This is a genomic window from Chitinophaga sp., from assembly GCF_036569185.1.
In the GTDB taxonomy this organism is placed as follows: Bacteria; Bacteroidota; Bacteroidia; order Chitinophagales; family Chitinophagaceae; genus Chitinophaga.
Genome location: NZ_DATCRD010000199.1, coordinates 1 through 14,283, shown reverse-complemented (window position 1 = coordinate 14,283; position 14,283 = coordinate 1). Strand labels below are relative to the sequence as shown.

Sequence of the window (14,283 nt, the reverse complement as noted above, 5' to 3'; positions counted from 1 at the left end):
GGACATTGCCGCTCGCAGCGAAGCCGCATTGGAGAAATGGGGGCTTATGGGACTGCAACCCGGCCAGCCACTGTCTACACTCAGCGGCGGCGAAAAAACGAGGCTGTTCCTTGCCGGCATCGATATCTTTGAGCCTTCCATTGTGCTGCTGGACGAGCCCACCAACCATCTCGATTACCAGGCACGGGAACAGCTATACGAATGGATGGCCGGCACTTCCTGCACTTTGCTGATCGTGAGCCACGACCGGCAACTGCTGCGCATCTGCGAGCCTATCTGGGAATTACAGGCCAACGGCATTAAAACCTACGGAGGCAATTATGATTTCTACGCTGAACAAAAAAGTATTGAAACAGATGCATTGCAACAGCGTGTGGCCCACCAGGAGAAAACGCTGAAAGAAGCCAAAAAGCAACGCCAGGAAGCATTGGAGCGCAAGCAACATGCGGATGCACAGGCCAGGAAAAAGGCCAGAAGCGGTGGAATACCCAAGATATTGCTGAACGGAAGAAAGAACCATGCAGAAGTATCTGCCGCAAAATTAAAACAGGTGCACAATGAAAAGGTAGAAGAACTGCGCGCAGGCTGGCAGGAACTTTCAGCAATGACGCAGATCCAACGCATGATGAAGGGATACTTTGAACAATCATCGCTGCATACAGGAAAAGTACTGGTACAGGCTACCGGCATCAACTTCGGGTGGGCGCCGCAACACGATGCAGCGCCCCCGGAGCCCGCAGCAACTGGTGCACCGTCAATATTCATATCTCCCGGGAACATGCTCTGGCAAACACCGCTCACCTTTACCATCCGCAGCGGGCAGCGGCTGGCCATTACAGGCCCCAACGGCAGCGGCAAGTCCACCCTGCTGCAACTGGTACTTGGCCGGCTGCAGCCAACTATTGGTGAAATGCATACTGCTATTAGTCGCAGCCTGTTGCTGGACCAGGACTACACGCTGATCGACCGCGAAAAAACGGTATTGCAGCAGGCGTTGTCTTACAACAATAACGGGCTGGAAATATCGATGGTAAAAACAGTGCTGGTGAATTTCCTTTTTGGTCCGGACACCTGGGATAAGCCCTGCGCCGTATTAAGCGGCGGTGAAATGCTGCGGCTCGCGCTTTGCAGCATGACCCTGCAGGACAAAGCCCCCGATGTGATCCTGCTGGACGAGCCTACCAATAACCTGGACCTGCAGAATATCCATATTCTTACGCAGATCTTCAGGGATTACAAAGGCACCTTGCTGGTCATTTCCCATGATGCCGACTTTATTGAAGAAGTGGGCGTGGATGATGTACTGGCGTTAGGCAGGTAGGTGCGCTACTGTTATAAAGCTGCCATCCGGTGGGAATTTATTTATTGTTTAATTTTGTATTAAGCCTATAAGGAGTTTCCAGGACTGGATGGCAGTTTTTTCTCTGATAAAATGTATGCTATTCTCTACAGGAGCAAGCTTTGCCTGCATTTGCAGTGGCATGCCGATACAGCAGATGATCCGTTGCCTGGAGGTTCCGTTGTCAGGATCTATGTCGGGAATATTCAACCGGTTTTTGAAGAGTTCCTGGATAGAGGCACCGTTACAAGGGATAAATTCAGGACAAAAACACCCTGGAATACCAATGAGTTTGGGTTCCACGACTTAAATAATAACGCCATTTTTATAATGGAAGATGCGGACGATCGTCGCACAACGTTTGAAAAATAAAAGGCATCCGCCACCGGAAATGTCAGTTCATTAACCTGCAGATATGAATAGCATTGAAGAAATATACTATGAAGCAAAGTCCGACAAATGGTTTAAGAGGTTTGCCGTTTTTTGTCGCATTGCTTTGGCGTTGAGTTTTATTCCGGCTGGCCTGGTTAAAATTATGGGGGAACGTTTCGCCGAAGGCCTGCCCCACAATAACCCGTTAGGGCATTACTTTGATGCCTTACAGCTCACAGGATATTATTACACTTTCATTGGTATCGCCCAGATCATCACAGCCATTTTATTATTGATACCCAGAACCGCTCTGCTCGGTGCGTTGATGTATTTTCCTATAATAGTTAATATTTGCGTGCTGACTTATGCCACACGTTTTGCAGGCACCAGGATCAACACCATGATGCTGCTGGCAAGCTTATTTTTATTAATCTGGGATTATGACCGTTTAAAATATATACTGCCATTTAAACAGCCAGAACCACGTCCTCTTGTTTTATTAAAAAAGCCACTGGGTATACGCCTCCGGATCATATTCTTTGGAGGTTCCATCGCGATCCTGGCCTTCATTATAATCGGTACGTTCTATTTATATGAGATTGGGCCAGGCAACTCTGAAGCTGAGTGCAGCAATCAATGCGCTTCCAGCAAAAATCCTGCGGCCTGTGAAGCTTTCTGCAACTGCATTTATAAGGAAGGGCGGCCGCTGGATAGTTGCCTGGCTGCTTACGATAAGGCAAAAGATATACGCAAACCCGGTACAAAATAAGATACAAAATTTCTCATTCAATGGTGCCATATGGATTAAATGGTACCACACCGGTGATTTTAACGGGAAGGAAGGTTCCTTCCGCGGTCAGATACTGCAAAACATCCCCGGTTCTGCACAGCAACGGGAACCCGTACTGTACTTCTGTAACGCCGTAGCCGGGCGCTTCTTCCAGCATCACATCATCAAATGCCTGTTTGCTCAGCGGCTTACCTGCTGCATCCAGCACCGTAAATTCCCCTCCTCTCTGCGCGAGAAATCCGCGCCCGTTTTTTTCCACCAGCAAGCGGTCGTAAATGGGGGCTATGATTATTTTACCGCTATTATCAGTATATCCATACAGGGGGTATTCACTGCCGGCTACTTTCTTTTCCAGTAAACGGGATTTCGCTGCCGGCGGCGGCAGTTTCTCTTTAGGCGCCGGTACTTTCATGCCTTTAAAATTAAAAAAGACGCCTGCATAATCCTCCTTCCGGGTGGCCCGTAACAGGTTGGTGTCTGCCTCCGATATGTCTACGTTGTTATAAATAGCCGGGATCAGCATTTTCTTATGCATGATGTCGTACACACCGGCGCCGGTTTCTTTCTTTACAGCTACCAACCCGGGCACAAGCGCCTCTACTTTTTTATATTCCATGGGCAAAACCTGTTGCCCCGAGGTGCTATATAATCCATACATCTCCTGGTAACTTACTTCCAGCAGATCCATACCGGGAGCGGTAACCGTGGTACCTTCAATATCAAAAAAAGCGGGTTCTACTATTTTCCCGTTGGCCGGATTATAAAAGCCATACAGCGCTTTTTGTTTCAGCTTGAAAAGAGGCGTTTCAAAACGTTTATCCATCAGCGTTATAGCTGTATAATCTTTAGGCAGTATCTTTTTACCGGTACTATCTGCCAGGTTGTAATTACCATCTACGGGTATAATAAAATATTCGCCGGCTGCCACTACATCTCCCTCATATACCGGGGGAATAATTACTTTACCATCTTCCCGGAGTATACCTGTTTTACCGTTTTGCATGATCCGCAGGTAAGGTCCGTAACCTTGTTCATTGTAGGCATCCGTGATATCATCATAAATAAAATCTGCTATTTGCCTTCCATCTTCTCCAACCAGGCCGTACTTATCATTCTTCCTTGCCTTGAGAGCGCCGTTACTGGTGACCGTCATATCAGTGTACTCAGGTGCAGCATATTCTTTTTTATTTTCCAGGTTGATGGCAACATCCTGCCCGTTCTTTTTTAAACTCATGATCCAGTTATCGCTGCGCATGAAATAATGTTCATGTTCATACTCAAAGGGGATCAGGATATTGTTATGAAAGTCGATGATCCCCCATTTACCATTCTGCTGTGCAAAGAGGTAATCCCCTTTGCTGCCGCAGCCTCCGCAATAGTCGAATGATTCATAAACAGCCGGTATCAGCAGTTTATTTTCCGCAGTGCTGTAAATACCCCATTTACCACCGGTTTTCACGTCAAAGTGCTGATCATCCAATATCCCGGCGTCTTCAAACTGCAGGGGCAGCAACAGTTTGCCGTAGGTATCTGCATAGGCCATTTTTCCATCACGGCGTAATTCCAGGTAGGTTTTCCATTTCATTTCAATAGTATCGTATTCAGCGGGCAGCACCCATTTCCCGTTATTATTTACAATACCTGTTTTACCGTTGCTGGTTACCAGCATCATAGTTGTCTCTTTATCGGGAACAATCAGCGAGTGCCCGATTTCGTCGGCAGGCGTAGTTGTAACCGGGTGATACATAGCCAGTATCCGGTCAAACGCCTTCTTACCGGAAATATCAATATACCAGCTCTTCTCCCCTTCCTCCACGCGGGCAAACCCGTTGCTGAATACAGATGCCTGCTGGGCAGGTAAAATGCGGGCTGCCAGCAGCAATACGCCTGCCAGTAAATAACGTATATGCCTGGCTGTTATACTTTTAATCGTCATATCCTTTTTTCTTCTTTGATTTGTATGGGAATGATTTTCCCTGTGCATCAAGATAAAAATACCACTCTCCCTGTTTCACCAGTAAAGGGAAAAGATTTCTTTCATATCCCTGGTTGGTTTCCATCTCATCAAAAATAGCGGGGATGATCATTTTGCCGGTGGCATCGGCAATACCATTTTTGCCTTCACGGGTTACCTCAAACAGTTTATTATCTTCCCGGTAACGGATATCGTCAAATTCCACTGGTAAAATGATCCTGCCCAGGGTATCAGTGATGCCGTATTTGTTGTTGCGGCCCACTTTAAAAAAGGGAGCGCCGTATAAATCGTTTATTTCGCTGTATTCCACGGGCAGCAGCACTTTCCCTTCCCGGGTGATCAACCCTCTCAGCTTGCCCTGCTTTACCAGGATCTGGTTTCCCAGGGTAGTAAGATCATCGGCGGTGATGGGATAAACAACTTCTTTGTTGCGGTTAATAATACCATACAGCGTTTGGTTGGGCGTAATATCTTTTCCCGCCAGGGCCAGGCCATTCCAGAAATCTCCTACAAAACTGTAGCCATCAAAAACTATCTCTTTACCATTGGCATCCAGGAACAGGTTGTTGCGGGTACTGCTATAACTGCCCCATACTTTTAACAGCCCATCGCTGAACTGTGCATTCCTTCGCCTGGTACTTTCCGGCATCAGCAGCCGGGTAGCCCGGTCTTCTTTAAATTCCCATTGGTTACTGCTGTACAACACATTACCGGCAATATCCGTGAGGGCACTGGTAGTGGTGCCGTCATCGTTATATTTCGTTTCCACTATCCGGTTGGTATCTACCGCTGTAAAGAACCCGTATTGTTTTCCCTCACGGATAATTTTACCGGTGGCATCTGCCATTGAAGTAGTATCGCCATTGCGCAGGAACAACACACTGTTGTTTTGCCACTGTATCCAGTTGTACTTTGCGGGAAGGATCTCTTTCCCGGTAGCGGTATTGAACAAACCAAGCCGCTCTCCTTTGAGAACGGCCAGGTAATTTTTTTTATTTTCCCCTGCAAGATCATCAAGGTAGGAGTAGCTGCTATTATAACCACTCATTAAACCATCATACGCGGGTGGAATAATAACTTTTCCGTCCAATCCAAGGAGGCCTGTTCTGCCCTGCTGTTCTACTTCCAGGTAAACTGTTCTTTCCCGTAAGAAGGGTGTTATACGGTTGTAGGCAAATGGCAGCAATTGTTTTCCATCAGCATCAAACACACCGGTGGCCGTTCCGTTGTTTACGAGGAAAACCAATGGTATGGCCAATACGGGCGTTGCTGTACTGCCCGGCGCCGTTATTACGGGGCCATCATATATTTCCCTTCCTTCTGCATTAACGGCTTTAATGTCGCTATACTGCGCCGGGATGATCTCCTTACCGGCTGCATTTACCACGCCGTACTTCCCGCCCTTGTTCACTTTCATCACAATACCCATCAATGATGCTTCGGTATACTGCGGCGGCAGCAGTGTTTTGCCATGTGCATCCACAATGCCGGTTTTGCCGTTTTGTGTAACTGCAAAGAGATCACTACCAGGTCCCATGCTGCACTTATCATAGCTGGCCGGCACCACAATGCGGCCATCGTGATCCATCACGCCTGCTTTACCTTTGGCTGTAAAGCCGAAGTAAGTATTGTTGCTGCTGAGGTAATTAAATGATTCATATTCCGTGGGCACAATAATGGTCCCATCTTCTGCTGCCAATCCTGCTTTCCCTGCTTTCTTTATTTCTATGGTATAATCGCGTACATAACTTTTTTCTGCATCTTCGTATATGGGTTCCTGTAATATCTTTCCTGTTTTAATGTCTATCCATCCCCAGCGACCGTCTTTCTTCATTTTCAGCACATGGGGCGTCGCTGGTTCCACCTGCGTGTATATTGGCGGACAGATCTCATTTCCCAGTGTATCTGCGGCGCCATATTTTCCATTCAGCCGGGTAATCACAAAACAATAGTTCTTCGAGGAATCCCTGTCGTCCTTTTCATCTGCCAGGTTGATCTCATCGTATTTAAAGGGGGCAATAATTTTACCGGCGTGGCTCACAGCTCCATAGGCGTTGTGTTTCACCGCTACTATGGTTTTGAAATAGCCCTGGTTTTCCAGTTTATCTACCAACACCTTTCCTGAAAGATGCAACCATTGTTTTTGCCGGTTAATCATTACCGGGGCCAGCTGCCCGTCGAACCGCCCCAGGTAATCCGCTACCACCTGTTGCTGCTGTGCATACAGGGAAATATGGGTTAAAAGGAGCCCTGTCAATATATATCGTTTTCTCATCTGTTTTTCCGGGTTAAATCTTCCTCTTGTAGAAGTTGCAAAGATGCATATCTTTCAGAAAACGCCAGTAACTATTCTCTTGTTTAAGAAAATATCTAAATATTTTTTTACCTGGCAGGAAGAATTCAAAGAGAGAAAACATGGATGGAGTGCTTCCGTTCAACGAAAAGCTGCGGAGTTTTATTATTTTTTTGTTACGTTTGCCGATTCCCGTTTTGGGGCGTGAACTTAAGAAATGAAAAAAAATCTGCATTATGAATGGAATGACTAAATCTGTTGCCGCTGCATTCCTGGGCGCCTTTACGGCGTTACAGGGGCTCACCGCAGTAGCTCAATCCAATGAAAAACCCAAATTGATTGTAGGTATCGTAGTAGACCAGATGCGCTGGGATTACCTGTACCGGTATTACGACCGTTATGAAGCCGGCGGCTTCAAACGTATGCTGGGAGATGGTTTTTCATGTGAGAACACATTTATCAGCCACCTTCCTTCTTTTACAGCCGTAGGGCACAGCACTATTTATACGGGCAGCGTGCCGGCTATTCATGGTATTACGGGCAACGACTGGCCCGATCAGCTCAGCGGCAGAAAATGGTACTGCACGGAAGATACTACAGTGCAACCCGTTGGCACCAGCAGCTCCGCAGGAAAAATGTCGCCCCGCAACCTGCTGGCCTCTACTATCACCGATGAACTGAAACTGGCCACCAACTTCCGCTCAAAGGTAGTGGGCGTATCGCTGAAAGACCGCGCCTCTATCCTTCCCGCCGGGCATACCGCTGATGGCGCATTCTGGCTGGACGATAGCAATGCCAGCTTTGTAACCAGCACCTGGTATATGAAGGAACTGCCTGAATGGGTAAAACGTTTCAACGACCGCAAAGTGCCACAGCAACTGATGTCCAAACCATGGGAAACCCTGTACCCTATTAATACCTATGTACAGAGCGGTGAAGACAACGCCCCCTGGGAAGGCACTTTCCCCGGCGAAAAAGCGCCCGTTTTCCCTCATGCACTGAAAGACGTTTATAAAAAAGATCCCGGCAGCCTGCGGTCTACGCCCAACGGGAATACGCTGACACTGGATTTTGCAAAGGCGGCTATTGAAGGATATGACCTCGGCAATAACTCCGTAACAGACTTCCTTACCATCAACTGCGCTTCTACTGATTATGTAGGCCATAAATACGGTCCCAACTCCATTGAAGTAGAAGACACCTATCTGCGCCTGGATAAAGACCTGTCGGCCTTCTTCTCTTATCTCGATCAGCGCGTTGGAAAAGGTAACTACCTGGTATTCCTTACTGCCGACCATGGCGCTGCCCATGCTATTAAATTTATGGAAGAGCACAAATTGCCTTCGGGGCAAACCGAAAGCCGTAAACTGGCGGCAGGACTGGACAGTACACTGAATGCCCGTTTTGGCGTAAGCAAACTGGTATCTTCTTTTATGAACTACCATGTGAGCTTCGACAAAGCAAAAATTGCTGCGTCCAAACTGGATTATGATGCGGTGAAAAAGGAAACCGTGAAATACTTTGAGGCGCAACCAGGCATCCAGTTTGCCGCAGACCTGGATAATATAGGAATTAACCCGTTGCCGGAACCGCTGAATACCATGGCCATTAATGGTTATAACCGTAAGCGCACCGGCTCCGTAATTGTAATCCCTGAACCGGGATGGTTTGAAGGCTCACTGAAAGGAACCACCCATGGCAACTGGAACCCCTTCGATATCCATATCCCGCTGGTGTTTATGGGATGGCATGTAAAACACGGCGCTTCCAATGAAACGGTGCATATGACGGATATTGCCGCTACCCTGGCTGCCATGCTGCATATACAAATGCCAAGTGGCTGTGTAGGTAAGCCGGTAAAAGAAATACTGCAATAATATATTCCCGGGAGGATGCCAGGCGGCATCCTCCCGGTTTTTAAGTTATACCCTTCCCATAAAAGGATCTGTGATCCCCTCTTCTCCTGTTTCCACTCGTCCTGCATACTGCTGGCTGAATGTACCGAAGCCTGCTGTTTTTACAGTGAAATCGTACCAGCCACGGCTTTTCTGCAATGGCAATACCAGTTCCAGTGTGGCTCCTGCAGCTACGCTACGCTGAATCAACTTTCCATGATAAGCATTATCTGTAATGCTGATATCGCGTGAGCTGCTACCGGTATTGGCTATACGTAGTACCAGGTTACCGGTGGCTTTCTTCTTCAGCTTACCGTTTGTTTCATAATCCAGCGCGATATCCAGCTGCGGATGTTCAGGCGAGCCTTCAAAGGCCCGGTAAAACCCGTTAGGCCCGTGCAGGTGCAGCTTGTAATGATTATCTGCAAAGGCTTTGGCCGGCCATTCATAAGTGATCGTATCTCCCGCCGCTACGGCAAACGACCAGGTTCTTCCCGGTTCCGTTTCACCGGTGGATTCATCTTTATAAGGCAGATGGGTGTACACGGTGAAAGGCGCTCCGTGTGAGCGGTCGCCGAACAATTGTTTGCCCGCTTTCATTGTCAGCGTCAGCAATTCCCCGTCTGCTTTCCACTGCCCGTCGGCCAACAGCTCATACGGCAATGCGCAGGAAGGACGGGTACCCTTCTCCTGTTGTAAAATCGTACTGCCTTTACCGTTAGTGAATGCTTTTATATCCTCAGCAGTGATCTTATTAAACCCGGCAGGCGCTGATTTAAAGCGGGCATTGTTGATGCTTTCCACTACACGGCGCTGGTCCAGGAAGATCTTTTTATCAGGTGTGGATGTATTAAAAGGGCTGAAAGCTGCAGTAAGATCCCCGCTGATGGTGCGTCTCCACTGGCTGATATTTTCCAGGTGCAGTTTTTTATTCAGCTTCTTATTAAAAAATGTTTCCAGGAATTGTAAGGTGGAAGTATGTTCAAATACCTGCGAGCATACTTTTCCTCCCCTGCTCCAGGGAGATGCGATCAGGAGGGGTACCCTGAAACCCAGTCCTACCGGGGCTTCCCTTGCCTGCTTTTCACTTACGCCCTGTTTCAGTTCATGTGCCAGCCGCACCTGTTCAATTTCCGTATCAATGCCGGCGGAACATTTTCCTGTACCGGGTTTATTGTTATCACAAATAGAAAAGGGCACTACATGATCGAAGTAACCATCATTTTCATCGTAGGTAACAATGAAAATGGTTTTCTTCCATACTTCCGGTTTTTGTGTAAGGATATCCAATATTTCAGACACATACCATGCGCCATACCAGGGAGCGCTGGGGTGATCGGAAAAATTCTGCGGGCCAGCCAGCCAGGATACCTGCGGCAGGTTGCCTTCGTTCACATCTTTACGGAACTGGTGCAGCACATCGCCGGCTGGTACGGTAATAGTACGCTCCGTTGATCCGTCTTTATAGTTCACGGTTGTTACGTTGCGATAGGAAGGATCATTTTTATTCACCACGAAAGCCCGCTGGTACAATGATTTTTGGTGATCGGTCAATTTCTCATAACTTTCTTTGTTCCATTTCAGCAGTTCCTGGGTAGCATTGTCGAGCACCGCTTGTTTTTTGGAGATGTCGGTGCGGATCTTTGCAGCAGCTGCCTCTGAAGAGGGGCTGGCTTCCTGGAGCTTATTGATTTCATCAGGCAGGATTTCCACCTGTTTCAGTAACCCGTTCACATAGCGTTCAGAGAACTTTACGTTATAGGCGGCGAAAAATTCCAGCAGGTTACAGCCGAAGTTGGCCAGCCAGGCCCTTTCTTCTCCTTTCCATCCGCCACCGCAGCTGATTTCATTCTGATAAAATTTCCAGGCGATATTATTTTCTTCCAATAGTTCGGGGAATGTTTTCCAGGGAAGTTTCCCATAGCTGTAATCATCATTCCGGATATGCGCTTTTGGCAATCCATTTTCCTCATGTACTATTTTTCCTGTCCAGAAAAAAGAGCGGTTAGGCGTAGTGCTGGTCATAGCCGAGCAGAAGTTCTGGTCGCATACCGTGAAAGCATCTGCCATGGCGTAGTTGAAGGGAATATCTTCGCGGGTGTAATAACCCATGGTCAAAGGCATAGCTGCATATTCTTTGTTACCCGGCGTTTTAGCGATCAGCCATTTATCGTAGCGCCCTTTATTGTAAGCATCCACCTGGCTTGGCCTGGAATGTGGCAGTGCGCCCATCCAGGTGGCTTTGGTGTCTTTAATATTAAGTCTGAACGGCGCATAGGTATCGCCTTGCGCATTGGTCTGAAACCATACGGGTTTTGCATCCGGCTGCCATACAGCACGGGGATCATTAAAACCGCGAACACCCTGTAAAGTACCAAAGCAGTGATCAAAGGAACGGTTTTCCTGCATCAGGATCACAATATGTTCCGCATCGAGGAAAGTGCTGCCGGGAGCGGGATCTATAGCCAACGCCCGCTGAATGGATGCAGGCATCATGGTGGATAAGCCTGCTGCACCGGATAGTAGTAAAGATTTTTTCAGAAATTCTCTGCGTGAGTCCATTTATATTCAGATTGAGTGAGTTGCTGTATTGTTCACCAAACATTGTTCATCAAACAAAATAGAAAACATTCTCAAAGAATGCAATGGTACCTCTTGTTATGTGTGTGTTATACATTATATACGGCTATGGCTGAGGACAACCGGTAAGCGTATGCCATTCATGCTCTATGCGGGTCATGAGCAATGCATTATCAAATGCAACGGATCCTTTTTTAAATACTGTGGTATCTTCAAAAAAACTGGAACTCACCTGCAACAACTGTAACGGGCTTACCTGCCACCGGTAGGTTTGCAGTTTCAGCCCATCGAGCGACTGCCGCCGGTTGGGAGAATAACCAACGGCTCCGCCCGCAAAAAATGCAGACGCATTCTCCAGGGTGCCGAAAACGGAAGCAGCCGGAAATTCGCTGGTGCTGCGGGCATCCACGCTAAGAAACGTTTTATCATCGCTGGTAAAACCAACATGATAGTGACCGTTGATTTCCTTTACATCAAAACGCGCCAGGTGGTGCTTTCCCGGAAATATACGCCCGCCCGCCAGTGCGTTCCACCGCGATGAAGTATCCCGCCTCGGGATATACACCCCTTCTTTCATAACTCCATTTTCCTCCCATTCCACAGCTATACGATGCGCCCCGTTTTCTGAAGAGATGCCGGTAAAATCAGGCCAGCCTTTGGGCTTTATATGTTTTAATCTTATCAGGCAGATACCGGCAATGGCTTTGCCTTTATAGATCTTTGGCCGGAAAGGCGCCGGTAGCAGGGGTTGAATGGCTTCAGGATCAACGGTAAAATTCACCAGGATGCGGCGGTCTATATAACCATGTATAACGGGTAGCTTCATATAGGTACAGATCTGTATTAAAGGTACATCAAAACGGCCTTTTTAATAAATTTGAACAAATGTTTTGAAAAGTTGTTCAATTTTGTATCTTTGTCGAAATAATGATTATGCCGGTAAGTGAGCGAAAAGTAAAAATGGACGATTCTACGGAAGAGCGGATCAAAGCGGCCGCCAGGATTGTATTCACCAAGAAAGGATACCAGGCCACCAAAGTAAGGGATATTGCCGCAGAGGCCGACATTAACCTGTCGCTGGTAAACTACTACTTCCGCAGCAAGGAAAAGCTGTTCCAGCACGTGATGGGAGAAGTAATAGATAAATTGTTTGCCGCCATTACGCAGGTGCTTAACAACGAACAGCTCAGCGTGCATCAACAGGTGGAACAACTGGCTGACCACTACATTGATATGTTACTGAAAAACCCGGATTTCCCGTTGTTTATGGTGAACGAGATCTTTTCCGGCAGTGATGAACTGATGAAAGATAACCGTAAGAACGCCATTTTCCAATCGCACTTCTTTAAGCAACTGACCGCGCTGCAGAAAGAAGGTAAACTGAGTATTCATCCTATCCAGTTAATGCTGAACCTGATCGGCTTCGTAGTAATGCCTTTCCTGGCCCGGCCACTGCTGGAAAGAAATAAAGTAGTTAAATCCGGTGAATTCACCGCCATGATGGAGGAACGGAGAAAGCTCGTTCCCATGTGGATAAAAAGCATGCTGAAATAGCTGCTTTTTTTTGCTCAAAAATTGAACAACTTTTCAAAACAATAATTCAAATATGAAAGTACTTCAGGTGCTATGCTGTTTCATATTGTGGGGAGTGCCGGTAAAACAGGCCAGGGGACAGGATTCCGTGCTTACCATAGAAGAGTGTTACACCCTGGCAAGGCAGAATTACCCGCTGATCAAACAGTACGACCTCATTAAACGCAGCAGCAGGTATTCCGTGGAGAATGCCGGTAAACTCTACCTGCCCCAGCTCAGTGTAAGCGGCCAGGCTACTTACCAGTCGCAAACCATCAACTTTGGAGAAGTGATCCCTCCCCTGCCCGGCGTGGAATTTCCCTCCCTGAGCAAAGACCAGTATAAGATACAGGCAGAAATTTCCCAGCAGATCTATGATGGCGGGGTGAGCAAACTGCAGAAAGAAAGCAGTCGCGCTAACGAAGCCATACAACAACAACAGCTGGAAGTAAACCTCTACGCCATCCGCCAACAGGTAACACAGCTTTACTTCGGCATACTGCTCATGGATGCACAGCTGCAACAGAACGCCCTGAGAAAGGCCGATCTGCAAAACGCCACGGATAAGATGCAGGCCGCCCTGAACAACGGCGTAGCCTATCGCAGCAATGTGGATGAGCTGAAAGCAGAGATCATGAACGCCGATATGATGGCCACCGAATTCACGGCTAACAGGAAAGCCTATATGAAAATGCTGTCGGCCTTCCTGCACCAGCCGCTGAGCGACAGTACCCGACTGGCTTGGCCCGCACCTGTGACGCCGCAACAGGAAATACACCGGCCTGAAATTACTTACTACGATATCCAGAAAAAAGCGCTGGACGTACAGGAAAAACAACTGCAATCCGGGTACCTTCCCAAACTGAACGCCTTTATCCAGGGCGCCTATGGCCGGCCTACCCTAAACATCGTCGACAATAAATTTGGGGCCTGGTGGCTGGGCGGCGTTCGGCTTAGCTGGTCGCTCGGCAGCCTCTACTCCCTGAAGAACAACCGGCAACTGCTGGATATCAACCGCCAAAACCTGGACGTAAGCAAGGAAACATTCCTGTTCAATACCAGCATGAGCCTGCAGCAACAACACCAGGATATTGATAAGTTTGCCGTGCTGATCAACCAGGACGACAATGCCATTGCCCTCCGCTCATCTGTACGGAAATCAGCCCAGGCGCAGCTGGACAATGGCGTGATCACTGTACATGAATACATCTCCCAGCTGAATGCGGAAAACCTGGCGAAACAATCGCGCATCCTCCACAGCATACAATTATTACAGGCACAATACAATTATAAAAACACCTCCGGGAACTGATTAATTATTGCATATGAAATACAACATGATACTTGGTATAGCCGTTGTGATGATGATCAATGCCTGCGGAAAAGGCGGTAATGATTACGACGCATCCGGCAACTTTGAAGCAGACGAAGTGATCGTATCTGCAGAACAAAACGGCGAGATACAAT

General features: G+C 47.7%; 10 protein-coding genes. 6 read left to right on the top strand and 4 right to left on the bottom strand.

Annotated elements, in window-relative coordinates; translation table 11 throughout:
- From VIM72_RS15180 to VIM72_RS15170, 3 genes are all read left to right on the top strand, one after another.
- Positions 1 to 1,321: ATP-binding cassette domain-containing protein (locus VIM72_RS15180; protein WP_332003673.1), on the top strand; the 1,321-nt coding region annotated here is incomplete at its 5' end.
- A gap of 111 nt (positions 1,322 to 1,432) precedes the next feature.
- Positions 1,433 to 1,711: a hypothetical protein gene (locus VIM72_RS15175; RefSeq protein ID WP_332003672.1), complete on the top strand. Its 279-nt coding sequence runs from the start codon at positions 1,433 to 1,435 to the stop codon at positions 1,709 to 1,711.
- A 43-nt stretch (positions 1,712 to 1,754) separates the two neighbouring features.
- The gene (locus VIM72_RS15170; RefSeq protein WP_332003671.1) at positions 1,755 to 2,480 is read left to right on the top strand and encodes a hypothetical protein; all 726 of its coding nucleotides are present in this window, start codon (positions 1,755 to 1,757) and stop codon (positions 2,478 to 2,480) included.
- Between the two features lie 13 nt (positions 2,481 to 2,493).
- Here the strand turns inward: VIM72_RS15170 and VIM72_RS15165 are convergent, their stop codons facing one another.
- Both VIM72_RS15165 and VIM72_RS15160 read right to left on the bottom strand, forming a co-directional pair.
- Positions 2,494 to 4,437, bottom strand: coding sequence for a WG repeat-containing protein (locus VIM72_RS15165; RefSeq protein WP_332003670.1), 1,944 nt, complete (start codon positions 4,435 to 4,437; stop codon positions 2,494 to 2,496).
- Positions 4,427 to 6,751: a WG repeat-containing protein gene (locus VIM72_RS15160; protein WP_332003669.1), complete on the bottom strand. Its 2,325-nt coding sequence runs from the start codon at positions 6,749 to 6,751 to the stop codon at positions 4,427 to 4,429. Before VIM72_RS15160 ends, VIM72_RS15165 begins: the two co-directional genes overlap by 11 nt.
- 263 nt (positions 6,752 to 7,014) lie before the next feature.
- Here VIM72_RS15160 and pafA point away from each other — a divergent pair, with 263 nt between their 5' ends.
- Positions 7,015 to 8,646 (top strand): alkaline phosphatase PafA, encoded by a 1,632-nt coding sequence (gene pafA / locus VIM72_RS15155; RefSeq protein ID WP_332003668.1) that lies wholly within the window; start codon positions 7,015 to 7,017, stop codon positions 8,644 to 8,646.
- Between the two features lie 45 nt (positions 8,647 to 8,691).
- Here pafA and VIM72_RS15150 read toward each other — a convergent pair whose 3' ends face one another.
- Together VIM72_RS15150 and VIM72_RS15145 are read right to left on the bottom strand one after the other, a co-directional pair.
- Positions 8,692 to 11,226, bottom strand: coding sequence for a phosphocholine-specific phospholipase C (locus VIM72_RS15150; RefSeq protein WP_332003667.1), 2,535 nt, complete (start codon positions 11,224 to 11,226; stop codon positions 8,692 to 8,694).
- Between the two features lie 124 nt (positions 11,227 to 11,350).
- The gene (locus tag VIM72_RS15145) at positions 11,351 to 12,070 is read right to left on the bottom strand and encodes a DUF2071 domain-containing protein (RefSeq protein WP_332003666.1); all 720 of its coding nucleotides are present in this window, start codon (positions 12,068 to 12,070) and stop codon (positions 11,351 to 11,353) included.
- Between the two features lie 107 nt (positions 12,071 to 12,177).
- Between VIM72_RS15145 and VIM72_RS15140 the strand changes: the two genes are divergently transcribed.
- Complete coding sequence (locus tag VIM72_RS15140) at positions 12,178 to 12,798, top strand: TetR/AcrR family transcriptional regulator (RefSeq protein WP_332003665.1); 621 nt, start codon at positions 12,178 to 12,180, stop codon at positions 12,796 to 12,798.
- A gap of 52 nt (positions 12,799 to 12,850) precedes the next feature.
- The gene (locus tag VIM72_RS15135; RefSeq protein WP_332003664.1) at positions 12,851 to 14,128 is read left to right on the top strand and encodes a TolC family protein; all 1,278 of its coding nucleotides are present in this window, start codon (positions 12,851 to 12,853) and stop codon (positions 14,126 to 14,128) included.
- The last annotated feature ends 155 nt before the right edge of the window (positions 14,129 to 14,283 follow it).

Coding starts and splice junctions, on each gene's coding strand:
- pafA (WP_332003668.1), top strand. CDS start 7,015: ATGACTAAATCTGTTGCCGCTGCATTCCTGGGCGCCTTTACGGCGTTA.
- VIM72_RS15135 (WP_332003664.1), top strand. CDS start 12,851: ATGAAAGTACTTCAGGTGCTATGCTGTTTCATATTGTGGGGAGTGCCG.
- VIM72_RS15145 (WP_332003666.1), bottom strand. CDS start 12,070: ATGAAGCTACCCGTTATACATGGTTATATAGACCGCCGCATCCTGGTG.
- VIM72_RS15175 (WP_332003672.1), top strand. CDS start 1,433: ATGTATGCTATTCTCTACAGGAGCAAGCTTTGCCTGCATTTGCAGTGG.
- VIM72_RS15140 (WP_332003665.1), top strand. CDS start 12,178: ATGCCGGTAAGTGAGCGAAAAGTAAAAATGGACGATTCTACGGAAGAG.
- VIM72_RS15165 (WP_332003670.1), bottom strand. CDS start 4,437: ATGACGATTAAAAGTATAACAGCCAGGCATATACGTTATTTACTGGCA.
- VIM72_RS15170 (WP_332003671.1), top strand. CDS start 1,755: ATGAATAGCATTGAAGAAATATACTATGAAGCAAAGTCCGACAAATGG.
- VIM72_RS15150 (WP_332003667.1), bottom strand. CDS start 11,226: ATGGACTCACGCAGAGAATTTCTGAAAAAATCTTTACTACTATCCGGT.
- VIM72_RS15160 (WP_332003669.1), bottom strand. CDS start 6,751: ATGAGAAAACGATATATATTGACAGGGCTCCTTTTAACCCATATTTCC.